Origin of the sequence: Akkermansia massiliensis, assembly GCF_023516715.1 — a bacterium.
GTDB classification, from domain to species: Bacteria; Verrucomicrobiota; Verrucomicrobiia; order Verrucomicrobiales; family Akkermansiaceae; genus Akkermansia; species Akkermansia massiliensis.
This window is the reverse complement of sequence record NZ_JAMGSI010000002.1, coordinates 748997-772655: the sequence shown is the minus strand read 5'-3', so window position 1 is coordinate 772655 and position 23659 is coordinate 748997. Positions and strand designations below refer to the sequence as shown.

The window sequence follows — 23659 nt, the reverse complement described above, 5'->3', positions numbered from 1 at the left end:
GCAGGGATATGGTAGTCTCAGGCCTGCCTGATCATGCTCACACTGGCCCAGCTTCACGGACAACCGGAAATTTTCCATTCCATCCAGGGGGAAGGCGTCTCCCAGGGGACTCCCTGCGTCTTTCTGCGCCTGGCAGGCTGCAACCTGGCCTGTTCCTGGTGTGACACGGCGTACTCCTGGAACGGGACAGTTCCCGGAGTGCGGCTCACGCCTGAAAAGGCGGCGGAACTGGCGCTCCGTTATCCATGCCGCCGCCTGGTACTGACCGGGGGAGAACCGCTCATTCAGCAAAAAGCCCTTCCCGCCCTGCTGCGCCTGCTGCCGGACCATGCCGTGGAGCTGGAAACCAACGGCACCATTATGCCGGATGCGGAACTGCTGGAACGCATCACGCAATTCAACGTGTCTCCCAAACTCCCCCACTCCGGCAATGAAACCGCCAGAACATGGAAACCGGACATCCTGCGCCGTCTGGCTTTCACGGAAAAAGCGTGGTTCAAATTCGTAGTGGCGTGCGAGGAAGATGTAAAAACCGCCCTGCGGCAGGCTTCCGGGGCAGACATTCCCGCAGAACGCATCCTGCTCATGCCACTGGCCTCCACACGGGCAGAGCTGGACGCCATGCGCGCGCAGACGGTGGAATGGTGCCTCCGTTATGGCCTCCGCTTTTCAGACCGTCTGCACATCGCCATTTGGGACAGCAAAAAGGGCGTTTGAAAACGCCCTTGTATAGTCAAAGGAAAATATTCCCTGGCAGGCATCCTGCGTGGAGCTCTTCGCCCCATCATTCCGGCAGCTTATGCCTTCTGCTTCAGGTCCAGCAGCATCTGGGCGTTGCTTGGGTACTTGTTCAGGAAAAACAGGAAGCGTTCCATGGCCTCTACAGGCTTGTGCCCCGCCAGCGCGCGGCGGATCAGGTTCATCTTGTACAGCCACGCTTCCGGCATGATGAGTTCTTCCCGGCGCGTTCCCGATTTCAGGATATCCACGGCCGGGAAGATATACTGCTCCGCAATGCGGCGGTTCAGGACAAGCTCCATGTTGCCCGTACCCTTGAACTCCTGGAAAATCAGGTCATCCATACGGCTGTTGGTTTCCACGAGTGCAGTGGCGATGATGGTCAGGGAACCGGCCTGGCGCGTATTGCGGGCGGCGGCAAAAAGACGGCGGGGCATTTCCAGTGCACGGGCATCAATGCCGCCGGACATGGTGCGGCCGCTTCCCTTGTCCGCGTTATTATAGGCACGGGCAAGGCGCGTGATGGAATCCATCAGCAGGAAGACATGCTGGCCGGCTTCCACAAGCCGCTTGGCGCGCTCAATGCAAAGCTCCGCCATGCGGCAGTGGTCACGCACCCTGCCGTCATTGGAAGAAGCGTATACCTCGGCTCCGGGAAGGGAACGCTTGAACTCCGTCACTTCTTCCGGGCGCTCGTCCACCAGCAGCACCATCAGGTGGATGGAATCCTTGTAATTCTCCAGAATGGCTTCCGCCATGTGCTGCAGCAGCGTCGTCTTCCCCGCGCGGGGCGGAGAAACGATCAGGCCACGCTGGCCGCGCCCGATAGGCGCAATCAGGTCCAGCGTGCGCGTGGTATAGCGCTCCGGACGGGTTTCAAAGGAAATGCGCTTATTCGGATTGACCGCCTTGAGCTCTTCAAAATGCGGGCTCTTGCGGGCCTTCTCCGGAGCATCTCCGTTGACGGCGGATATCTCCGTCAGAAGAATGCCGCGGTCATGGCGGCAGGCTTGTCCATGCACCCAAACGGCGGGACGCAGGCCGAACTTGCGGATCATGTCCTGCGGAACGTACACGGCTTCCGCAAAAGCGTCAAAATCATTATCCGGCTTCCTTAAAAAGCCGAATCCCTTATTCGTGATTTCCAGCAGGCCGTCCACCGGTTCCGGAGGCGCCAGCTCACGGGGAGCATTATTCTGGGGAGCATTCCCCTCCTGGTGATTATTGTTCCAGCGGTTTTTAACCCGGTCATTGCCGTTCCTGCCATTGCGGCCGTCCTGCCGGTTGTTCCGGTTCTTATTGAAACGGTCGTTGTTATTGCGGCGGTTCTGTCTCTCAAAACGCTGCCTTTGCGGTTCATTCGTCCGATGGGATTCCCGCGCGGCATCTCCGGAGAAATCCGTAGCGCCTTCCTGTACCACCTTGATGGACGGAGCGGCAGAATCCGCATCCGGCCCTGTCTCCTGTACCCGCGGTTTTCTCACAAACCTCTGGCGGATCACCTTCGGCCTGCCTCCTTCGGACTGTTCCGGAGCAGAATCCGCAGGACTGGCGGCCGGTTCGGCAGGCGCCATGGAAACGGCAGCGTCCGTTTTGGCGCCCTCTGCGGCATCGTCTTCAGGCGCAATGGTCTTGGCGGAACGCCTGCGCACCGGCTTGACGGGAGCTTCCGTTACGGGAACATCAGGGGAACCGGCAGTTTCCGGAACTTCCTCCACGGGCTTCTTGCGGGGACGTCCGCGCCGGGGCTTGGCAGGAGCTTCCTCCGTCCCTTCCGCCGCCGGAATTTCAGCGCTGCTTTTGCGGGCGCTCTTCTTCTGCGGCGCATCCGTGCTCTCCATCCCTTCACCCGCCAATTCCGGAACCTTCTTCCTTGCCGTCCGCTTGCGGGGGGCCGGGGAAGAACCCTGTTCCGTCCCGGAAACTTCCGCAGCGGCGTGGGACTCTGCCGGAGCTTCCGCCGCAGACTTGGCTCTGCGGACAATACGTTTTTTGGGCGATGGCTCCGGAGAAACCTGTTCCGGAGTCAAATCTGGGGGGGTATCAGACATGGAAAAGAAAATTGGACTGCAACAACAGGCGTCTCCTGAAAGACAACGGCGTTAGTCAAGCTGTTCGAGGATTTCTTCCGCCACGTCGAAATTGGAGAAGACGTTCAGCGCGTCATCGTAATCGTCCAGCGCTTCATACAAGCGCAGGGCGGCCTTCGCCGTCTCCAGATCGTTAATCACGGAAACGTTCTGCGCCACGGAAATCAGCTTCATGGAAATCACCGTATGCCCGGCCTCGCGCAGGGCGGCGCACACATTGTTCAATTCCGTCGGGTCCGTAACAAACACCCATTCATTGTCGGAATCACCCTGCTCCACATCGTCCGCGCCGCATTCCAGCGCCAGGTCCATCGCGGAATCCTCCGTAAGGCCTTCCGCCATGATGCGGGCTTCTCCCTTGCGTTCAAACTGGTAGGCCACGGAACCGGGAGTGCCGATGCTGCCCCCGTTCTTGGTAAACAGAGTGCGCAGCTCGGAAGCGGAACGGTTCGTGTTGTCCGTCGCCACTTCAATCAGGAAAGCCGTGCCCGCCGGGCCGTAGCCTTCATAAGTAATCTCCTGGATGGTGGCGCCGCCCAGTTCCCCGGTGCCTTTCTTGATGGCGCGTTCAATATTCTCCTTGGGGGTGGACACGGCCTTGGCCCCGTCAATGGCGGCCCTCAGGCGAGGGTTCAGATCAGGATCTCCGCCGCCGCTCTTGGCGGCCAGCATGATTTCATGGGCAAAGCGGGCAAACACCTTGCCCTTCTTGGCATCTTCCTTAGCCTTAACGTACTTGATCTTAGACCATTTATTATGTCCTGACATAGAATTGGGAATAATAGTAAGTGTATGTGAAAAGAGACAAACTAACAAGTGGAACTGTTCTTCAACCCGGGCGAACACATTGTCTTTCGCAAATACCACGCAGGAAGGGAATCAGGGTGCGGCCATCCGTAAATAGGTTACAGGGACCGGATACTCTGCCGGGGAACACGCCGCACTCCCTTAAGGGGCTCCGGCTACCGCTTGGCAGTCACTCTCAACACACGCAAAATAACGTATTCCCCAGCATTGGCAATACTTTTTTAGGTCACGGAAGCATGGAAGCAAACCCCAGGGAACCGGATAAACAATTCCTCCCACAGTCTGGAGTAATCATTCTACGGAAAGACTGCCCGTCTTATTTAATTTGATGAAAGCGCGAGCATCTCCAGGAAAAGATGGACGGCCGCTTTATCCTCTCTCCGCTAGTCCGCCTCACGCTCTATTATTTCCCCTTCATCCCGGTTGTCGGGCTCATAGCAGGTAACATCTTCGTTTAACATGGAATAGTAACTATATGGCTCTTCCTTTTCCAAAGGCCCTTCCCTTGCTTTTTGAAAATGCTTCAATTCCCTGCCATGCTCATCAAAATAGCTGATTTGCTGGAATCCATGTTCCGGATAGGAAAAACGGATAATAGCACACTTCATTAAATGATCGGAACTTAACTCTCCGTTTTCGTCGTAATAGCGGATTTCCTTCACGGCGCGGCCTCCTCCCAAATCACTCCCAGGTTCATAATGGTCTGCACAACGCCGGGCCCACCCCTGGAGGCCACGAGTCAACCGGCCAAACTTGTCCGTATATTCCGCTTCAGCTACATCATAAGGGTCCAGATAATACTTTGCTTGAAGCAAATCTTCAGGAAGAAGTAACCGCAATTGATCGATATCGTTCCAATCACCAAATCTTTCTTTTAAATAAAAGGTTTTTCTTGTGGAAGCCGTCAATTCCGCTTCCCATCCTTGATGAACTTCCAGGCAGGCAACGCCCGCCTCCACGGCAGGCGTTGCCTTGTACTGATGGTAACGGATCATTCGTCCTTTCGGAAAAATAGCCGGACGTTCCACATCCACAGGCTCCTGGCTTACGACATTTCTTGAATCATCTCCTTTTCCAAAAAAGGATTCCCTGAAAATGAAAGGACCATTGAGAATCCCTGCCCCTTCCTGGCAAATAACCTCTCCCCGGTGATAACCATTTGCACAAAGGGCATCTTCTCCCCGTACACCATAAAAAGTGACGCACCTGCGTCCCCTATTCTCTTCCACCACACGCATGTGATAGCCCTGATCGTCAAGGTCACAGATTTTCCCATCCGCGGTGAAATAGGTGTAAATGCACAACGCATATTCCTGAATGTCCGTCCATTCCCGGTCGTTCGTTTCATCATAATCCTTTTTGGGGTAGAATCCGGACAGGAGATTCAAAACCCCTCCCTGCTTCCGGTTTGTTCCGCGGGGCGCGTCGATCCATTCTTCACAATTAAGAATCAGTTTCCATTGCAGATATTGATGATCATTGAATTCGATCAACTTTTGTTCAATCCATCTTCCATTGACGGGAGGATACTTCCGGTCGGAATAGCCGGGGTTGAGGGGCTCCCATAAATCCATCACAGGATGCCCAACCGGGTCAATCATTCGCCTCGCCCCTTCCGAAAAAGTTATCCCGCCTGAAACTGCTATTAAAAAAATGTATAAAGAACACCTCATAACATGATCCATATCATTACCCTGAATGATGTATCCTAATATGATGTGAAGGATATATCAATTATTTCAATAAACCGAACCCTCTTTATTTGATCTTTTAGAACCATTTTCGGAAAATGTCACGACCATCCGGACGTGGAGCATAACCACTTTTGCCGGCCCCTTCTCCGCCTTTTCCTGACACAGTCCATCAGAGGGAGGACAGGATGGCATTTCCACTTGTTGAAAGAACCCCCGTAATCATTTTTACACGGGAAAAAAGGATTCCGCCACACGCCCGGCATGTTCCGGCTTGATTAGAAATCCATTCAAAAAATATTCAAGATAATAATAAACATTAAAAGTATCCGCGATATTCTGTCCCGCATTTTCCCGGGAAAACCTCTATTCCGTCATGGAACGGGACCGAAGTTCAACGCCGTCTGTGTTATCATTGACTAAGAAAGGGAGGCGGGCTTAGATATGCTCCTCTTCCTTTTCTCTGTCTTATGGAACAAGCAGCGCACCAAGAAAAATCACATGCGGCCTTTTCCTCCGTCCTGTGGTCCGCCTTTTTGACGGGCATCAAGCTCTGGGCCGGTATCGTGACGGGCAGCTTGGGCATCATTTCCGAGGCCCTGCACAGCGGCCTGGACCTGATGGCTGCGGCCATGACTTTTTACGCCGTGAAGGTGGCCGCCCGTCCTGCCGACGAGAGCCACCCCTACGGGCATGAGAAGGTGGAGAATCTTTCCGCGCTTGCGGAAACTGCCCTGCTCCTGATTACCTGCGCATGGATTGTATGGGAGGCTGTGGACCGGCTGTTTTACAATGAGGCGGAGATCACCCTCACCTGGTGGGCCTTCGCCGTGGTGGCCGTTTCCCTGCTGGTGGACGTGAACCGCTCCGCCATGCTCCGCCGGGTGGCCAAGAAGCACAAGAGCCAGGCGCTGGAAGCGGACGCCCTTCATTTTACCACGGATATCTGGTCTTCCGCCGTCGTGCTGCTGGGCCTTTTCTGCGTATGGCTGGCGCACCTGGTTCCCGCAGATTCCGTCTGGCACGGCTTGCTGGAGAAGGCGGACGCCATCGCAGCCCTGTTTGTGGCGGCCCTGGTTTGTTCCGTGGCCTTCGGCCTTGCCAAACGTTCCATTCACGCCCTGATGGACGGCGGTTCTTCCGCCCTGACGCAGCAGGTTCTAACCGCCATGAAGAAGAACGCCCCGGATTACCCGGTCAAGCGCATCCGTCTGCGCGACGGCGGCGCCCGCATTTTTGTGGAGCTGGACGTGGAAGCGCCCGCGGAGTTGCACGTGGACGACGCCCATGATGTGGCGGAGTCCATCGAAGGCATTGTCAAGTACGAGCTGCCGGAAGCGGACGTGATCGTCCATATCGAACCGGCCCGTGAGAATTTTTCCAACATGGAGCCGGACACGGTCGTCCACCGGCTGGCCCTGCGCCACCATGTCCGCATCCACGGGTTCTATGCAGGCAGCGGCAAACATGCTCCCTGTTATTTCATGGATGTGGAGATTCCCGCGGACTGGCCTCTGGAGCGCGGCTACCATGTGGTGAAGGCGTTCCGGGATTCCGTCCAGCATGCGCTCAAGCCGGAGAAGGTGATCTGCCGCATTGAGCCGGACTGCCGCGATATGAAGGCGAACGCCATTCCGGAGCACGTTCCGCCGGAGGAAGTCCGCCTGAAGGTGAACCTTATCCTCCAGCAGCACAGGAATATCTGCAAGGTTCTCAAGCTGGACCTGGCACGGGAGGACAATTTCCCCACCCTGACTTGCGTATGCTCCGCGGATGCATCCCTGACCATCCGGGAATGCCACCAGATCGCCTCCCAACTGGAAGACCAGATAGAAAATGCCCTGCACCACCTGGGCCGCGTTACCGTCATTCTGAAACCGGCCAAATAAAACAGCATTTTATTTCCACGCAACGTTCATTTCCTCCCCATCATGAAACAAAACAAGTACGACGATAACGTCTTTTTTCAGAAATACAGTCAAATGGACCGTTCCGTAAAGGGGCTGGAAGGGGCCGGAGAATGGAAAACACTGGAACGGCTGCTGCCGGATTTCCATGACAAGCACGTTCTGGACCTGGGATGCGGATTCGGCTGGCACTGCCGGTATGCGGCAGAGCACGGGGCGGCCTCCGTGCTGGGCGTGGACATTTCCGCAAAGATGATCGCCAAAGCCAGGTCCATGGGAAACGAAGGCATTATCGAGTACCGCTGCATGCCCATGGAGGATATCCTGCTTCCCGAGGCTTCCTTCGACATTGTCCTCAGCTCCCTGGCCTTCCATTACACGCCGGATTTCCAGGCAGTCTGCCGGAATGTCTCCCGCTGGCTCAAGCCGGAAGGCGCCTTTATTTTCTCCGTGGAGCATCCCGTTTTCACCGCCCAGGGAACGCAGGACTGGCATTACGATGAATCCGGCCAGATCATGCACTGGCCCGTGGACGGCTATTTCATGGAAGGACCGCGGCAGGCCGTTTTCCTGGGGGAGGAAGTGACCAAGTATCACAGGACGCTTACTTCCTATCTCGGCGCTCTGGCCGCCGGCGGATTTGAGGTTACCGCCATGGAGGAACCGAAGCCGTCCCGTGAACTTCTGGATTCCGTCCCCGGCATGCAGGAAGAGCTGCGCCGCCCCATGATGCTGATTATCTCCGCCCGCAAGAAGTAGCGCCCCCGGTCATCAGTGCCCCGCGGCGGAAGCTCCGGGCACTTCCCTGTCCAGTTCCGCACGGATGCGCTGGCGTTCGGAAACGATCTGTTCGTCGTCCGCGCCGCCTTCCCGCAGGAAGTATTCCGCCATGGACAGAGCCACTTCCGATTCCGAGGAGAAGACCTGGGAGGCGCCGGCTTCCTTAAGCACGTCCACGTCCCTCATGTACTTGGTGTGGATCATCACGTCAATGTGGGGGTTGAGCTCCAGAGCCACCCCCACGATTTCCTTGGCATCCGGAATGGAGGCGGAGAGAATCAGGCTTTCCGCATATTCAATGCCCGCATGGCGCAGGATTTCACGCTGGCTGGCATCCCCGTAAACGATGTCTCCGCCCTGTTCACGTATGGCGGTGACCGTGTCTATGTTCATCTCCACGATGATGACTTCCACCCCGTTGTCATTCAATATTCTTTTAAGAATGCGCCCCGTAGGGCCAAACCCCACCAGCACCACGCGCCGCGCGTCCGGCGACGGGAGCGCCAGGCTGTTCACTCCGCCCAGATCCGTAAGGCCGATGCCGCGCTTTTGCAGCCACTTGACCACAGGGCCAATCTGGCGGTACAGGATGGGATTCAGGGAAATGGAGACGACGGCCGCCAGAATGATGGCCTGGTTGGCGTCCGGCGGCAGAATGTTGTACATGAGCCCCATCCCGGCTAGGATGAAGGAGAATTCACCCACCTGCGCCAGGGCTACGGATACGCTCAGCGCCAGCGGCAGCGGACGCCGCAGGCACCGCACCACCGCATAGGCCGCCAGCGGCTTGCCGATCATTACCACCCCCAGCGTCGCCAGGGCCAGCGGCCAGCAATCCCCCACGGACATCGGGTCAAACATCATCCCCACGGAAACAAAGAAGAGCACGGCAAAGGCATCCCGCATCAGCATGGCCTCCGCCGCCGCGCGAGCGCAAAAGTCCGACTGCCCCACAACCATCCCCGCCAGGAACGCTCCCAGCACCATGGAAGCGCCGAAGAATTTCGCGGAGCACACCGCTACGCCCAGAGCAATGACCAGCACCGCCAGCGTAAACAGGTCCCGCGCTCCCGTCCGCGCCACGTAGCGCAGCACCAGCGGAATGATTTTTTTTCCGGCAAACAGCGTCAGGGCCACCAGCAGGGACAGCTTGACGAACATCCAGCCCAGTTCGTAGAGAATGCCGCTCCAGTCCCCGGCACCGCTCTGGCGCGCCTCCATCACGGCGGGGATGAGCACCAGCAGCAGAATGGTGAACAGGTCCTCCACCACCAGCCACCCCAGGGCCACATGGCCGCTCGGCGTATGGAGGTTCTGGTTGTCTTCCAGGACTCGTGTAAGCACTACGGTGCTCGCCACGGAGATCGCCATGCCGAACACCAGCCCGGAAATCGTGGACCATCCGAACATCCAGCCCACCAGTACCCCCAGCACCGTAGCCACGGATATCTGCACCACGGCTCCCGGCACCGCGACCCTCTGCACGGCAATCAAATCCTTCAAATGAAAATGGAGCCCCACGCCGAACATCAGCAGAATAACGCCCAGCTCCGCGAACTGCTCCACCGTGTGGGAATCCGCCACAAATCCCGGCGAATACGGCCCTACCACTACCCCGGCCAGCAGGTACCCGACCAGCGGAGACAAATGCAGTTTTCTGGCAATAAGGCCGAAAAGGAGAGCGGCGGTCAATCCGCCGACAAAAGTGAAGATGAGGCTGAAATCGTGATCCATACGCGCGTGACAAGTCTAAGAGGGTATCTTTGACCACCAGGTCGTTCCTACGCTATCGCGTTTGATTTCCCCTCACAAGAACGCATTGCGCCGCACTGGAATGCAGTCGCATTTTTCTTGCCGGGGGGAATCTGCGGCAGGAAAAACGGGGCCTGGCAGGATTCTATCATATTTTTATTTTTATTAAAAACTCCGTTTTTATTGTATTTTCAATCGTTTCTAATTGACTTTACGCATACGGGATTCCTATAAAGCGTGTTGATGAAACTCACCCTATCTATCCTATCCTGTCTGACGGGCCTCTCTACCCTGGCCCCCATGGGCTGGGCAGCCACCCATGAAATCACTACCAAGAACTTCCACATCACGCTCCTCGGCAACGGGGACGGTCCGGCGGACTGGATGGGGACCCGTGACTGGAGTGACGACCAGATAGCCGCCGTCACCACCACCCTCAATATCTGGGACGATACCTTCCGCAACACCGCTTCCCGGAAGATTGAAGCGACCATTTCCTGGGGGGCCCTTGAAGAAGGCGTCCTGGCAGGTTCTTTCTCCAATTACGTCGAATACGACGGGGAAAACTACAATGCGGCCACTTCCACGGAAGTCATCTGGAAAGAAGGGGAAGACGTCGTGATGGAGGAAGGGGAAATGGATTTCAGGCTCCAATTCAATCCCGTCTACGGTTTCAGCACAGGCAATACCACGCCCCAGAACGCCACAGACTTCATCAGCGTCCTTCTGCATGAAATCGGGCATAACGTCGGCTTCAACTCGCTGAATGATACAGGAACATACGGAGAATACTACACGATCTGGGATTCCCTGATCACGGATGCCCAGGGCAACCATCCGGGAGATGCGGGCTTCAATTACCAGACCGGCGTTTCCTACACGATTGGTTCCGGAGGCCTCACTGTTTACAATCCCTTTGTTTTCGCTCCCGGTTCCAGCATGTCCCACGTGGACGCTGCAAGCGACCCGAACGCCCTGATGCAATATTCCATCGGGGAGGGCATCCAGAGGAGAAACCCCAGCGACCAGGAAAAAGCCCTCCTTGCGGAGATGGGCTGGGTGCTCAAGGATGACCCCACCTATTATGCGTCCGTGGACGGCGCTTCCATCACGGACCAGATTGACCTGAATTTCTTCACTTCCGTTCTCGTCAACCGGAACATGACCATTGATCCGGGTGAAGGCGCTACTATCGTCCTGCCCTCCCTCAGAGGAGACAAGGCGGAATACAACGTCACCATCACTGCGGGGAAAGCGCTGACCGTCAATCTCTCCAACACCGCCATGGACTCCATCTGCGCCGGAGAGGTCATCGGCAATGACGCCAATTTCATCAAGACGGGGGCTAAAAACCTGGTGCTGGGCGGCGGCTTTTCCACCAGCGGAGCTCTGGACGTACAGCAGGGGGACTGGTGCTTTCCGGCGCTTCCAACACCATCGGGGAGCTGAAGATGAACGGAGGAACCTTCGGCGTGTCCCAGCTTGCCAGGGAGGAAGCCACAGCCAAGGTCGGAAAGCTGACCGGCACCCGGGGCTCCATCAATCTTCTCCATTCCACCCTTACTCTGACCGGAACGGACAATACCATTTCCAGCGGCCTCAAACTGGTAGGCTCCGGCACCGTCGCCCTGGCGGAAGGAAAGTCGCTTGCCTTTGACGGCAGCAACACCATTGGAGACGCCATCTACATTGACGGTACCCGGAACGGTACCCTGCACATCACCCAGGGAACGCTGGCCTTCACCAACCAGGCCCGGATGGAAATAGCTACGCTGGCCCTGGATTCCGCCGCTTCCACCCTGAACGCGGGAGCCACCCGGAACATTGTCATTCATTCCATCACGGGAGACGGTGTTCTGGCCGCCCAGGGCGGCCAAATCACCCTGGATACGGCCAATCCCCTCACGTGGAACGGAACTCTCCAGGGCACGGGCACGCTCAGCAAGAAAGGAGCCGGCGCCCTGACGCTGGGAAGCGCCGGAAACGCGGGGTTCCATCTGGATTCCACCAGCGGAGCCATCATCCTCGCTTCCGAATCCTCCGCCTACGGAGCCATGATGCTGAACGGAGGCGGCATTTCCATCTTCCATGCGTCCTCCACCACCCGTTTCTCCGGGCAGGAAGGCGCTCTAACACTGAATGACGCCACCCTGGAGATGAGCGGAACGGCCAATGTCCTGACGGAAAACGCCTCCATCACCGGCACCGGCATCCTGCGGCTGAACGCGGATTCCATGCTGGCCATCCGCAACGGCAACAAGCTGGACACGGACATCACTATTGCCGGCTCCGGCCTGCTGGCCGTCCAGGAAGGAACCTTCACCCTGTCCGGAAATGCCAGGTTTGACGGAGCGGCGGTCGCCGTGGGTCCGGAATCCGCTGCCGCCGCGCTGGACCTGGGCTCCACACGCAATTCCATGGTGGGCGGCCTGCTGGGGAAAGGCTCCGTGATCTTCAACAACGGGGAACTCGCCCTCCATGCGGAAAAATCCTCCGTTTTTTCCGGCTCCTTCCAGGGGAACGGCACAATCAACAAGGCGGGGAAAGCGGCATGGACCTACACCGGCGCGGGGTCAGACACCCTGAACCTCAACATTACGGAAGGGGAAGTGGCCCTGATCCGTGATTCAGCCAATCCCATTCTGCTCCATTCCCTGACGGTTGATGCCACCGGGACGCTTACGCTCGCCATGGCCTCCGCCGGAGCCGCCCATAATACCACGCTTCTCCTTAACGGAACAAGCCAGTTCATGAACGGTTCCACCATCACGCTCGTGATTAATCCCCTGCTGGCGCAGACCAATACTCCCTTCATTTCCACGGAAGACGGAGCCACGCTGACCATTCAGGGAGACCGCAACGGGACCACCCTCAATATTGAATCCAACGTCGCCGCGCCGGAAAGGATGCTGGAACTGGTTCTCTTTGAAGGGAACATGGTGGGCAGCTACCTCAATATCAACGCTTACGGCGCGCTGGGCACCTATTATTCCGAGCTGCATGCGGAAAACCGGGACGGCCAAATCGTGCTGACAGGAACCCGCAAGGCGGACAACGCCCTGCTCGCCACGGCTGATACCTCCAATTCCGCCGCCGGGGCCGTCCTGCTCTGGAACTGCGGGGAGATCAAGGACGGAACGGAGCTGAGCTCCCTGAACCGCGCCGTTTCCAACGCCTGGAACGACGGAGATTACGCGAGGGCCAACCGCCTTCTGAGCGCCTCCGCCGGAACGGCCATTCCCGGCATCCTGGCCGCGCAAAGGTCCGGCCTGCGGAGGGAAATGACCTTCATCCGCAACCGCGCGGAAACCATGGGCCTCAATCCCGACTACATTCAGGGAGACCTTCCCCAGGTGAACGGCTGGATTGAAGCCAACGGGGGCAGGGATTCCCTGGACGGTTCCAATGAAGGCAACGGTTTCACCCTTAACTCCTGGGGAGGCACCGCCGGGCTGGACGTCAACTGCTCGGAGAATTTCACTTTGGGCGCGGCCTTCTCCGCCAACTATGGGGATTACTCCTCTGACGGGGCTGATTCCGCCTCCGGCGACCTGGACACCTACTACGTGAGCCTCTTCGGCCACTACCGCCACAGGAAATGGGGCCACTCCCTCATTCTCTCCGGAGGCTGGTCAGATGCGGATATTACCCGCAGCGTACGCCATGAACTGGGAAGCTACCAGGCCAGCTTCAGCACCACCGGCATGAGTTTCGGAGCCATGTATGAGCTCACTTATGACCTGGTTCTCAACAAACGCCGGACGGCCATCCTTCAGCCGGTCGCCAATGTCAGCGTCATGCACTCCTCCGTGGACGGCTTCAATGAAGCCGGCGCAGGCGGAGCGGGACTCCGCGTGGATGACATGGATATTACCACCGGAAGCGTGGCCGCCGGTCTGCGCCTGAAAGGCGTTCTGGGTTCCAACCTGACCGGGCGTGATATCACGGGAGAATTCCGCGTTCTGGTTTCTCAGGACTTCGGGGAGGACAAGGCACAGGCCAACGTGGCCTACCTGGCCAATCCGGGCCTTGTCCAGACCATCAGGGGAGCCAAGCTCGGCCGCACCGGCGTCCAGCTGGGCGCAGGCCTCAGCATTCCCTGCTCCGACTACGGCGCCGTTTATGTGGACGGCAATGCGGATCTCCGCTCCGGAGACACCTCCATCGGCGGAGCCCTCGGCTACCGTTACAACTTCTGATCCGGCTCAGGCCTGATTTGACAAGCGCCATGCCTGCATGTCCGGGCATGGCGTTTTCATTATCCGCGGCATCCACATCTCAAGCCGTCGTGCACGGGCTTACCACCTCCCAGGCTGTTTTTCCGGACGCAGGTGTTTCTCGTACGCCTTTGCGCCAGGCGGTTACCGTGTTACCGCCCCATCCGCAGGAATTCCTCTCTTTTTCCCCGGATTATTTTGATAAACATTGATAATGATTGTTATTTTATTTGAATTTCATGGTAACATAATTTATATTTATTAAAAATAACCTCTTCCCAAATTCATGGCTGAAAATTCAACATTCGAGGAACAGTGGACCCTTCTCAGGAAGGAAACGGGAATGGAAGACGCTCCCCTCCGGCAAAAGCTGGAACACTTCATTTTCCGGCAATATGGCCGGGTGGTTTTGGTGCATTACGTAAAAGCCTTGTCGGCCCTGGAACTCAGCCATCATTTCTACCTGCGGTTCCGCAGGCGGAGCCGTTCCGTGGCGGAACCTATTCTTTACTGGACCGTCCTTGCGGAAACAACCATCAACATGACGCTTGAAGGAGTAAAGGATGTCCAGCCGTCCATCACTCCTCCTGCACGTGCCGGTGTTGTCTCCCAGCTCGACATGTTAAAAGACTGCTACCTCCTTTATTTGAGGGACCGGCAGCATCCCTGCTGGCCTCCGGCATCCCGCAGAAGCCGCATCATTCGGGACAAATGGAATGCGCCGGAGCTGGAAGCCTCCTATTTTCCCCGGCTGTGCCTGAAAAACACGGACTGCCACTATGCCAACGTCATGAACATACTGCTGGGGGAAACGCTGCACTTCCTGACTGCCCTCCAGCAAATCAGGGACCACGGAAAAACCCTGCTGGAGCTTAAAAAAGAGCAGCACCCGGACGCTTCCCCGGACGGCGCTCCGTCTTCATCCCCTCGCAGCCCGGAACAACTTCCGTGCGGCAAGCGTTGAAGGCAGCCTGCGCTTCTTCCGCCAGAGGGAAGGAAAGGCCGCCGGAACCCTACAGAATCAGCATGCAATCCCCGTAGGAAAAAAACCTGTACCGTTCCCGGATGGCTTCCAGGTAGGCTTTCATGACCAGCTCCTTGCCGGCAAAGGCGCTGACAAGCATGAGCAGCGTGCTCTGGGGCAGGTGGAAATTCGTGATCAGGGCATCCACCACCTTGTACTTGTAGGGTGGATAAATAAAAATGTTCGTTGACCCGGAGCACTCCCTTAACGGCAGTCCTTCCGCGGTAGCCACATGCTCCAGCACGCGAACGCTGGTGGTGCCCACGGCAATCACCCTCCCGGCCTCATTAATCGCCCTCGCGGTGGCTTCAGGCAGGAAAAAATGTTCCGTGTGCATCTGGTGGTCTTCAATCCTGTCCGCCTTCACGGGACGAAACGTTCCCACGCCCACGTGCAGCGTCAGAAAATCATGGGGAACGGCCGCCAGCAGCTCCGGCGTAAAATGCAGCCCGGCCGTGGGAGCGGCAATCGCCCCTTCATGCCTGGCGTAAACAGTCTGGTAGCGCTCCTTGTCGGACGGGTCGCTCTCCCGGTTCATGTAATGGGGAAGCGCCAGGCGGCCGTACTTTTCCTCATCCACCTCCCGGTCAAACCGGATGAGGCGGTAGCCTTCCCCGTCAATGCCTTCCACGGTGCCCACCGCATCACCGATGGAGACCGTACGCCCCAGCTTCATCTTGCGCCCGGGGCGCACCATGCACTTCCACAGCAGGGGGTTGAGCACCTCTGCACGCACCACTTCAATGGCGCCGTCATTGGAAAAATACCTTGCGGGAACCACCCTGGTATCATTCAGGATGAAATGGTCCCCTTCCCGCACATATTCCGGCAGGTCGCAAAAATGCCTGTGCTCAATCAGGCCGGTATCCCGGTGGATGACCATCATCCGGGAGGCGGCGCGGTCCGGGAGGGGGCGGTCCGCTATCAACTCTTCCGGCAGCGGATAATCAAAATCAATGGTGCGCACGGCCAAGTGCATTGCCACGAATCCGCCGAAAGGTCAATACCTTTAAACCATAGGTAACACAATTATATCTTTACCCTGCTTCGGTTAATATGGTATGGAAGGATACATGAACAATTTGCTGTTAGCAAACATCTCCAACGCCACCGCCTGGGGGACCATCCTGGTGATCGTCCTCGTCATCTTCCTGGTCATCTTCTTCGCCATCATCGCCAAATTCTTCAAGACATGGTTGCGCGCGCGCCTCGCGAAAGCCCCTGTCTCCATGAGCAACATGCTGGGAATGTGGCTCCGCAAAGTGCCCTACCCCCTGGTAGTGGACACCCGCATCACGGCGGCCAAGGCCGGACTGGACATCAGCACGGATGAACTGGAAGCCCACTTCCTGGCCGGCGGCGACATCGTGGACTGCGTCCTCGCCCTGATTGCTGCGGAAAAAGCCGGCATCCCGCTGAGCTATGACCGTGCCTGCGCCATTGACCTGGCCGTGAAAGGCACGTCCAAGACCGTGCTGGAAGCCGTGCGAACCTCCATCAACCCCCGCGTCATCGACTGCCCGAACCCCAGCTCCGGCCAGACGCGCCTGACGGCGGTGGCCCGTGACGGCATTGCCGTGGCAGTGCGTGCCCGCGTGACGGTGCGCACCAACCTGGACCTTTTCGTAGGCGGCGCCACGGAAGAAACGGTGGTCGCCCGCGTCGGGGAAGGCATCGTCTCCGCCGTAGGCTCCGCGCCCTCCTACAAGGATGTTCTGGAAAAACCGGAGGTAATCTCCCGCACCGTGAGCGACAAGGGCGTGGACGCCGCCACGGCGTTTGAAGTGCTTTCCATTGACATTGCAGACGTGGACGTGGCCGGCAACGTGGGCGCGCGCCTCCAGGCCGAACAGGCGGAAGCGGACAAGCAGATTGCCCAGGCCAAGGCGGAAGTCCGCCGCGCCGCCGCCGTAGCCACGGAACAGGAAATGGCCGCCAAAACGCAGGAAATGCGCGCCAAGGTGGTGGAAGCGGAAGCCCAGATTCCCATGGCCATGGCGGAAGCCTTCCGCAACGGCAACCTGGGAGTGCTGGATTATGCCCGCTACCAGAACGTAGTGGCCGATACCAAGATGAGGGATTCCATTGCCAAGCCGGATGCTTCCCCCTCTTCCATTAAATAAATTCTCAGGCCACCGGAGAGACCGGATTTTCTCTCCGGTGGCCCTTCCTCCTTTATGGATTCACTGGCATACATGCTCGCCTCCGGCGGCGATGACGACAGCCTGAAGCTCTGGTTCTGGCTGATCGTGGGGGCGATCTTTCTCATCAAGAAAGTAATTGAGTTTTTGAAACCAAAAGAAAAAGATGAGGAAACGCCCGTCCTGGACACGGAAGACCATCATGAAAAACGCGTGAAGGAAGTCATTGCGGAAATGCGCCGGACCAATCCGCAGCCGCGGCAGCCACAGCCGGCACGGCCACAGGCTCCGGCGCGCGCTCCGCGCCCCTCCGCCCCACCCGTGGAGCTTCCCACTCCCGCCGTGGCCCGCAAGCGCCGTCCTGAACCGGAACCCAAGCCGGAGTGGACGGCGGAAACCGCCCAGCAAACCGCCCAGAACGTGCTGGAACGCTACGTAAAGGCCACGGAAGAAGCCCGGCAGTCCATGCGTTCCCTGTCTGACGCGGAACAGGCCGCCCTGCATCGTTTGCAGGAAAGGGAAATGAAGGAAAGCCGGCCTGAACCGCTTCCCACGGTCGCCGCGTCCGAACCTCTTTCCCTGAAAAACTCCCTGCGCCGTTCCCAATCCTTGAAAACGGCCATTCTTTATCAGGAAATCCTGGGCAAGCCCAGAGCGCTCCGGGGCATTTCCTTCAGCGGGGAATAATAGAGGGGAGGAGGGGGTTTCTCCCTCCGTCCATTCAAAAACCGGTTTTTCCTGGATTTGAAGGAAAGTTTTCAGAATATTTTTTATCGGGAAGGTTGTATGAAGGCCGGGAAACCGGACAAGTCCGGCTGGATGGAAAGCTCATCTTGAAGCCCGCAGGGCGGGTAAATCTGGAAGATGGATGAATCAACCTTTCATTCCCAGTCGGAGGCGCTCGTCCATGCCGCGGCAACTCCTGCCTTTTTCTTCATTCCCCCTTGCCTGGAAAGGAAAGGGGAGGTACCCTTCACCCGCAATGACAGATTCACCTTTGCAGATAGCCGGACGCCAATTCACCTCCCGCCTGATGGTGGGAACGGGAAAGTTTTCTTCCAATGAGAGCATGAAAGAAGCTCTGGAAGCTTCCGGCTCCCAAATTGTGACGGTGGCTCTGCGCCGGGCGGACCTGACGGGCTCCCATGACCCCGCCGCCAATATTCTGGATTTCATCAACCCTGAAAAATACCTTATTCTCCCGAACACCAGCGGAGCGACAACGGCGGAAGAAGCCGTGCGACTGGCGCGACTGGCGGCGGCAGCCGGACTCCCCAACTGGATCAAGCTGGAAATCCATCCGGACGCCCAGTATTTGATGCCGGACCCCATTGAAACGCTGAAAGCGGCGGAAATCCTGGTCAGGGAAGGCTTCACGGTGCTTCCCTACATCAATGCGGACCCCGTGCTGGCCAAACGCCTCCAGGAAGCCGGAGCGGCAGCCGTCATGCCTCTGGGCGCTCCCATAGGCACCAACAAGGGCGTGCTGACCAGGGAGCTGATCAACATCATCATTGAACAGGCCGTCGTGCCCGTAGTGGTGGACGCCGGGCTGGGAGCCCCCAGCCATGCGGCGGAAGCCCTGGAGATGGGGGCGGACGCCGTGCTCGTCAATACGGCCATCGCCGCCGCCGGAGACCCCGCCTCCATGGCGGAAGCGTTCGCGCTGGCCTGCCGCGCCGGGCGCATGGCCCATCTGGCCGGCCTTCCCGCCGTTTCCGTCCGGGCTGCCGCCACCAGCCCCCTCACTTCCTTCCTGCATTAAAAGTGCAACGGGAGGGAAAGCGTTTCTTTCCTAACCCCCACAGCCTAGGAAGCCTTGGAAGCCCCCTTCGCCAGCTTTTTGCGAATGAAAAATTCCAGAATGAAACAGGCGGCCACAAACAGGAGGATCAGCGGAATCAGATAAGGCTGGCTGAAGAACATCTGGTAGAAAAAGGCTCCCAGAATAAACAGCATCAGCAGGAACCCGAGGATGATCAGCAGCGCGTTCCCCTGCGTCTCTTTCCGGAGCCGCCAATGGGCAACGAACACCGCCAGGTAGCTGATCAGGAAACAGGCCCCCGCCAGATTGGCGATGGCTACCAGGTTAAAGGCATTCGTCATCACCAGAATGCCCAGCAGAAGATAGAAAAAGCCTTCCGTGCCGCTGCCCCAGAAAGGCTGCTTGAAGATGGCTCCCAGCTGGCCGTTGCGCGCCAGTGCCCGGGAAATGTCCAGCATGCTGAACATGGTGGCGTTAATGGCTGACGCCGTGGCAATGAGCGCCGCCACGGATACGGCCATGAAGCCCCACACGCCCAGCACGGGATAGGCGGCCTGCGCCACGGCGGTTTCCGTGTGGCTTTCCAGGGAAGTGGCGGGAACGTTGGTCAGCACTACGTAGGAAAGCACCAGGTACAGAACCAGCACGATGCCGATAGCCAGGAAAATGGCCTTGGGCAATGTTTTGGAAGGATTTTTCAGATTGCCCGCCGTATTGGCCATCATGCCGTAGCCGGCAAACGCGAAAAACGTCAGTCCCACGCTCCCCAGCAGCCCGTCCAGTCCTTTCACCGGAATGGGGTCCGCGCCCACTGGCACGGAAGAACCGAAGCTGGCAAGCATCAGAACCGTCAGAATAAGCAGCTTGAACGCCACCATCACCACCTCCGACTTCCCTACGGCCTTGGCTCCTCCCATGTTCAATGCTCCCAGCAGCAGAATGGCCACGCTGGCGAAAAGGGCGGTGGAATAGATGTTGGTTAATTCGTCCGGCAAAAACAGGCGGGACGCATAGGCCCCGAAGGACTTGGCGACCAGGGCCACGGTAATGACCAGCGTTCCCAGGTAAATCAGCGTCAGCGCGCCGGAGAGGGTCTTATGGGAAAAAGCCTCGTTGAAATAATCCATGATTCCTCCGGAACCGGGATAACGGGAACCCAGCTTGGCGTAGGTATAACCGGAAAGCAGGGCCGCGACGCCTCCCAGCAGGAAGGACCAGTACACGTTTTTGCCCGCCATCAGGGTCGCCTGACCCATGAGGGCGAAAATTCCCGCTCCTACCATGGAACCTATTCCCAATGCAATCACGCTCCACAGGGATAAATATTCTTTTGGAGCCTTCCCGTGCATAAGGGAATTAGAGAGCTTACAGGGACGGAACGTTGACCTTTCCATACGAGATGACACGTCCTGCCGGTCCGGAACGCCCCGCAGCGTCATCATGACTATTCAGGCACGGCTTTCCCCTTGAACCGTCCGCAGGCGGCATGTAGGGTACGGCTGATGATCAAAACCGCCATTTTTGATTTTGACGGAACGCTTGCGGATACCATACCCCTGTGCCGGGAAGCCTTCCGCCGCGCCGTCCGGGAACTGGACGGCAGAACGTTGACGGATGAGGAAATCGAACGCCAGTTCGGGCCGGACGACCTGGGCGTCATCCAAAGACTGCTTCCCGGAAAGCCGGAACTGCACGAAAAAGGCAGGGAACTGTTCCTCCGCTATTACCATGAGCTGCATCCGGAACTGGCGCCCACTCCCTTCCCCGGGGCGGCCGGACTGCTGCACGCCCTGCGCAGCCGCGGCATCCGTCTGGCCATGGTCACCGGCAAACGCCTGGAAAGCGCGGAGATTTCCCTTCAATTTTTCCATCTGGCCGAGTTCTTCCCCATTCTGGAAACAGGCTCCCCTGAGGGCGGCGTGAAGCCGGACCGCATCAGGCGGGCGCTGGACCGCCTGGACTCTTCCGCCGGGGAAGCCATCTACATCGGGGATTCCCCCACGGACGTGGACGCATGCCGCGCCGTTCCCATCCGCATTCTTGCCGCAGGATGGGCCGCGGAGGCGGATGTAAAGGGGCTCGAAGAACGGAAGCCTGACTACCTCCTGACCCGCTTTGAAGACCTGGACCGCTTTTTCCGGGAACATGATGGGAATGAGGGCCTTTAATATTGCAATCCCGCAGGAAATCGGACACCATTACTCACCCCGTTAACACCAATCCTTCCATGACTCCCCAGAAAGAATCCGGAAAAGAGGGCCTGAAAATCCTGCTCATGCTCGCCAGCGTCATCGTCATCACGGCCGGGCTGCAGGCGGGGAAGCCGGTGCTGCTCCCCATCGTCCTGTCCGGCTTTCTGGCGATCGTCAGTTACCCGCTGACCACTTTTTTCAAGGGCCGTCTTCGTTTTCCGCACTGGCTGGCGGTAACCTTCACGGTGATCATGGACTTCGGCATTCTTGTGGGCCTGGCCTATCTGGCCCAGTACCTGGGGCAGGACCTGGCCCGGACGGTCACGGTCAAATACCAGCCCCTGATGATGGAGAAAATCCACGAACTCCGCGCCTTCCTCATTGAACGTGACTGGAACAATCTGGCGGACCAGATGCTTCAGGAACTCCCGGACCTGCTCAACGGGCAGCGCATCGTGGCGTTCTCCACGGGGGTGATGGGGCAGCTCGCCTCCATGCTGACCTTCACCACCCTGATTCTGATCCTGATGACCTTCTTCCTGGGGGAAGCCCCCCGCTTCCGGATGAACATCAACAAACTGGGCAACAACAGCGACACGGGAATCCGCAAATTTTCCAAAGCTCTGGCCGGAGTACAGAAATACCTGATTATCAAGACCTTCATTAGCGCAGCCACCGGACTGCTGGCCTTCCTGCTTTGCTACTACATGAAGGTGGACTTCCCGCTGCTGTGGGGCATCGTGGCCTTCGCGCTCAACTTCATCCCCACCTTCGGCTCCATCATCGCGGCCATTCCCCCCACCTTGCTCGCCATGCTCCTGATCAGCCCCACCGCGGGCATCATCGTAGCCGGCGGCTACCTGGTGATCAACACGGTCCTGGGGAGTTGCCTGGAACCCATGCTGCTGGGCCGCCAATTCGGCATCGTGACAAGCATGGTCCTGCTTTCCGTCATCTTCTGGGGCTGGGTATGGGGCCCCATCGGCATGCTGCTGGCCGTCCCCATCACCATGCTGATCAAGCTCGGGCTGGAAAGCTCCAAGGATCTCGCCTGGATCGCCCAGCTCATCGACAACCCCCCTACGCCCAGATTCCCGCTCCCTCCTCTCCATTCCGGGAAAACCAACGAAAGCACAACCAAGGAATAATCCATGCATTCATTCGCATATAAAAACGGCACGCTCTACTGTGAAAACGTCAACCTCCAGGAACTGGCGGACAAGGAAGGCACCCCCCTGTACGTCTACAGCAAGCAGACCATTCTGAACCATTTCCACCGCCTCAGGGAAGCCCTGGCGCCCCTTAACGCGGAAGTGGCCTACGCCGTCAAGGCCAGCTCCAACATCGCCATCCTGAACCTCATGGCCCGCAATGGCGCGGGGTTCGACATCGTTTCCGGCGGAGAACTCTTTCGCGTCCTCAAGGCCGGGGGGGACCCTTCCAAATGCACCTATGCCGGCGTGGGAAAAACAGAGGCGGAAATCCGCTACGCCCTGGAACAGGGCATTTACTGCTTCAATGTGGAATCGGAGACGGAACTGCGCGCCATTGACGCCATCGCCGCGTCCATGGGAGTAAAGGCTCCGGTAGCCGTGCGCGTCAATCCCAATGTGGAGGCGGGAACGCACAAATACATCACCACCGGGAAGGCTGAAAACAAATTCGGCGTGGACTTTGAACTCATTGAACCTCTTTACGAGATGGCGGCCCGCGAACTTCCGAACCTCCAACTCAAGGGCCTGCAGATGCACATCGGCTCCCAGCTCACCCAGGCGAAACCCTTCCTGGAAGCCGTCAGGAAAGTGGCTCCGCTGGCCGCCGCGCTGAAAGAAAAGCACGGCATCGAATTCTTCTCCATCGGCGGCGGCATCGGCATCGTTTACCAGGATACGCTGGATTCCGGCGTCAAGGAATGGTGGAATGAAGACTGCGCCCAGCTCACGCTGAGCACTTACGCCCAGGCCGTCGTTCCCACCCTCCAGCCTCTGGGCCTGCATATCATCGTGGAACCGGGACGCCTCATCGTGGGAAATGCGGGCGCGCTCATCACTCGCTGCCTGTATGAAAAGACTGGAAAGGCCAAAACCTTTAAAATCGTGGATGCGGGCATGAACGACCTCATCCGCCCCGCCCTCTACCAGGGGTATCATGAAATCATCCCGGTCAGGGAACACCTCTCCGAATCCTGCATTACCACGGACGTCGTCGGCCCCATCTGCGAATCCGGGGACTTCCTGGCCCAGAACAGGGACATGACGGACGTGCGCCAGGGAGAACTCCTGGCCGTGCTGTCCGCCGGCGCCTACGGTTTTTCCATGTCCTCCAACTACAATTCCCGCCCCATGGCGGAAGAAGTGCTGGTGGACGGAAACCAGTGGAACGTCATCCGCAGCCGCCAGACCTGGGAAGACCTCATCCGGGGGGAATCCATTCCGGAATAACCTCCCGCGCTTCATCTTTCCCCACTTTCAAAGGGGCGTCTCACGAAGATAAAAACCGGAGGAGGGACGTCCCTTTTCCTATTATTCCATGTTGACGGAAAAAATCATTTTCCC

18 protein-coding genes are annotated in these 23659 nt (G+C 58.0%); 12 read left to right on the top strand and 6 right to left on the bottom strand.

Annotation, left to right across the window (positions count from 1 at the left end; genetic code table 11):
• The first annotated feature begins 33 nt into the window (after positions 1 to 33).
• Positions 34 to 717, top strand: coding sequence for a 7-carboxy-7-deazaguanine synthase QueE (locus M8N44_RS10925; RefSeq protein ID WP_102721563.1), 684 nt, complete (start codon positions 34 to 36; stop codon positions 715 to 717).
• An 80-nt stretch (positions 718 to 797) separates the two neighbouring features.
• Here M8N44_RS10925 and rho read toward each other — a convergent pair whose 3' ends face one another.
• The 3 genes from rho to M8N44_RS10910 all read right to left on the bottom strand — a co-directional run bounded on the left by rho (position 798) and on the right by M8N44_RS10910 (position 5236).
• Entirely contained in the window at positions 798 to 2789 is a 1992-nt protein-coding gene (gene rho, locus M8N44_RS10920) for a transcription termination factor Rho (protein ID WP_249853108.1), read from the bottom strand.
• Between the two features lie 51 nt (positions 2790 to 2840).
• Positions 2841 to 3596: a YebC/PmpR family DNA-binding transcriptional regulator gene (locus M8N44_RS10915; RefSeq protein ID WP_022396347.1), complete on the bottom strand. Its 756-nt coding sequence runs from the start codon at positions 3594 to 3596 to the stop codon at positions 2841 to 2843.
• A 422-nt stretch (positions 3597 to 4018) separates the two neighbouring features.
• The gene (locus M8N44_RS10910; RefSeq protein ID WP_102727951.1) at positions 4019 to 5236 is read right to left on the bottom strand and encodes a hypothetical protein; all 1218 of its coding nucleotides are present in this window, start codon (positions 5234 to 5236) and stop codon (positions 4019 to 4021) included.
• A 560-nt stretch (positions 5237 to 5796) separates the two neighbouring features.
• On the opposite strand from M8N44_RS10910, the gene M8N44_RS10905 reads away from it, so the two are divergent.
• Positions 5797 to 7215 carry a cation diffusion facilitator family transporter gene (locus tag M8N44_RS10905; RefSeq protein WP_022396349.1) on the top strand — a complete coding sequence of 473 codons (1419 nt, stop codon included), beginning with the start codon at positions 5797 to 5799 and terminating at the stop codon, positions 7213 to 7215.
• A gap of 42 nt (positions 7216 to 7257) precedes the next feature.
• Positions 7258 to 7992 carry a class I SAM-dependent methyltransferase gene (locus M8N44_RS10900; protein ID WP_022396350.1) on the top strand — a complete coding sequence of 245 codons (735 nt, stop codon included), beginning with the start codon at positions 7258 to 7260 and terminating at the stop codon, positions 7990 to 7992.
• Positions 7993 to 8004: 12 nt separating this feature from the next.
• Here the strand turns inward: M8N44_RS10900 and M8N44_RS10895 are convergent, their stop codons facing one another.
• The gene (locus M8N44_RS10895; protein WP_022396351.1) at positions 8005 to 9747 is read right to left on the bottom strand and encodes a cation:proton antiporter; all 1743 of its coding nucleotides are present in this window, start codon (positions 9745 to 9747) and stop codon (positions 8005 to 8007) included.
• A 261-nt stretch (positions 9748 to 10008) separates the two neighbouring features.
• On the opposite strand from M8N44_RS10895, the gene M8N44_RS10890 reads away from it, so the two are divergent.
• The 3 genes from M8N44_RS10890 to M8N44_RS10880 all read left to right on the top strand — a co-directional run bounded on the left by M8N44_RS10890 (position 10009) and on the right by M8N44_RS10880 (position 14946).
• Positions 10009 to 11214, top strand: a complete 1206-nt coding sequence (locus M8N44_RS10890) for a hypothetical protein (RefSeq protein WP_146021062.1) — start codon at positions 10009 to 10011, stop codon at positions 11212 to 11214.
• Positions 11178 to 13964 (top strand): autotransporter family protein, encoded by a 2787-nt coding sequence (locus M8N44_RS14070; protein ID WP_102727949.1) that lies wholly within the window; start codon positions 11178 to 11180, stop codon positions 13962 to 13964. The genes M8N44_RS10890 and M8N44_RS14070 overlap by 37 nt, the downstream gene beginning before the upstream one ends.
• Positions 13965 to 14268: 304 nt before the next feature.
• Positions 14269 to 14946, top strand: a complete 678-nt coding sequence (locus M8N44_RS10880) for a hypothetical protein (RefSeq protein ID WP_102727948.1) — start codon at positions 14269 to 14271, stop codon at positions 14944 to 14946.
• A gap of 49 nt (positions 14947 to 14995) precedes the next feature.
• Here M8N44_RS10880 and queA read toward each other — a convergent pair whose 3' ends face one another.
• Positions 14996 to 15985 carry a tRNA preQ1(34) S-adenosylmethionine ribosyltransferase-isomerase QueA gene (gene queA / locus M8N44_RS10875; protein ID WP_102727321.1) on the bottom strand — a complete coding sequence of 330 codons (990 nt, stop codon included), beginning with the start codon at positions 15983 to 15985 and terminating at the stop codon, positions 14996 to 14998.
• A 94-nt stretch (positions 15986 to 16079) separates the two neighbouring features.
• On the opposite strand from queA, the gene floA reads away from it, so the two are divergent.
• From floA to M8N44_RS10860, 3 genes are all read left to right on the top strand, one after another.
• Positions 16080 to 17129: a flotillin-like protein FloA gene (gene floA, locus M8N44_RS10870; RefSeq protein ID WP_102721569.1), complete on the top strand. Its 1050-nt coding sequence runs from the start codon at positions 16080 to 16082 to the stop codon at positions 17127 to 17129.
• 54 nt (positions 17130 to 17183) lie between these two features.
• A complete protein-coding gene (locus tag M8N44_RS10865; RefSeq protein ID WP_102721570.1) occupies positions 17184 to 17834 on the top strand; it encodes a hypothetical protein in 651 nt (216 codons plus the stop codon).
• Positions 17835 to 18129: 295 nt separating this feature from the next.
• Positions 18130 to 18912 carry a thiazole synthase gene (locus M8N44_RS10860; protein WP_102727947.1) on the top strand — a complete coding sequence of 261 codons (783 nt, stop codon included), beginning with the start codon at positions 18130 to 18132 and terminating at the stop codon, positions 18910 to 18912.
• Between the two features lie 44 nt (positions 18913 to 18956).
• On the opposite strand, the gene M8N44_RS10855 is transcribed toward M8N44_RS10860, so the two are convergent.
• Complete coding sequence (locus tag M8N44_RS10855) at positions 18957 to 20261, bottom strand: APC family permease (RefSeq protein ID WP_257228327.1); 1305 nt, start codon at positions 20259 to 20261, stop codon at positions 18957 to 18959.
• Between the two features lie 153 nt (positions 20262 to 20414).
• Between M8N44_RS10855 and M8N44_RS10850 the strand changes: the two genes are divergently transcribed.
• Genes M8N44_RS10850 through lysA form a run of 3 tightly spaced genes read left to right on the top strand, consistent with a single transcriptional unit; the run spans position 20415 to position 23545 of the window.
• Positions 20415 to 21080, top strand: coding sequence for an HAD family hydrolase (locus M8N44_RS10850; protein WP_102727945.1), 666 nt, complete (start codon positions 20415 to 20417; stop codon positions 21078 to 21080).
• Between the two features lie 59 nt (positions 21081 to 21139).
• Positions 21140 to 22252 (top strand): AI-2E family transporter, encoded by a 1113-nt coding sequence (locus M8N44_RS10845; protein WP_102727344.1) that lies wholly within the window; start codon positions 21140 to 21142, stop codon positions 22250 to 22252.
• Between the two features lie 3 nt (positions 22253 to 22255).
• Positions 22256 to 23545, top strand: a complete 1290-nt coding sequence (lysA, locus tag M8N44_RS10840; protein WP_102721573.1) for a diaminopimelate decarboxylase — start codon at positions 22256 to 22258, stop codon at positions 23543 to 23545.
• Positions 23546 to 23659: the final 114 nt, after the last annotated feature.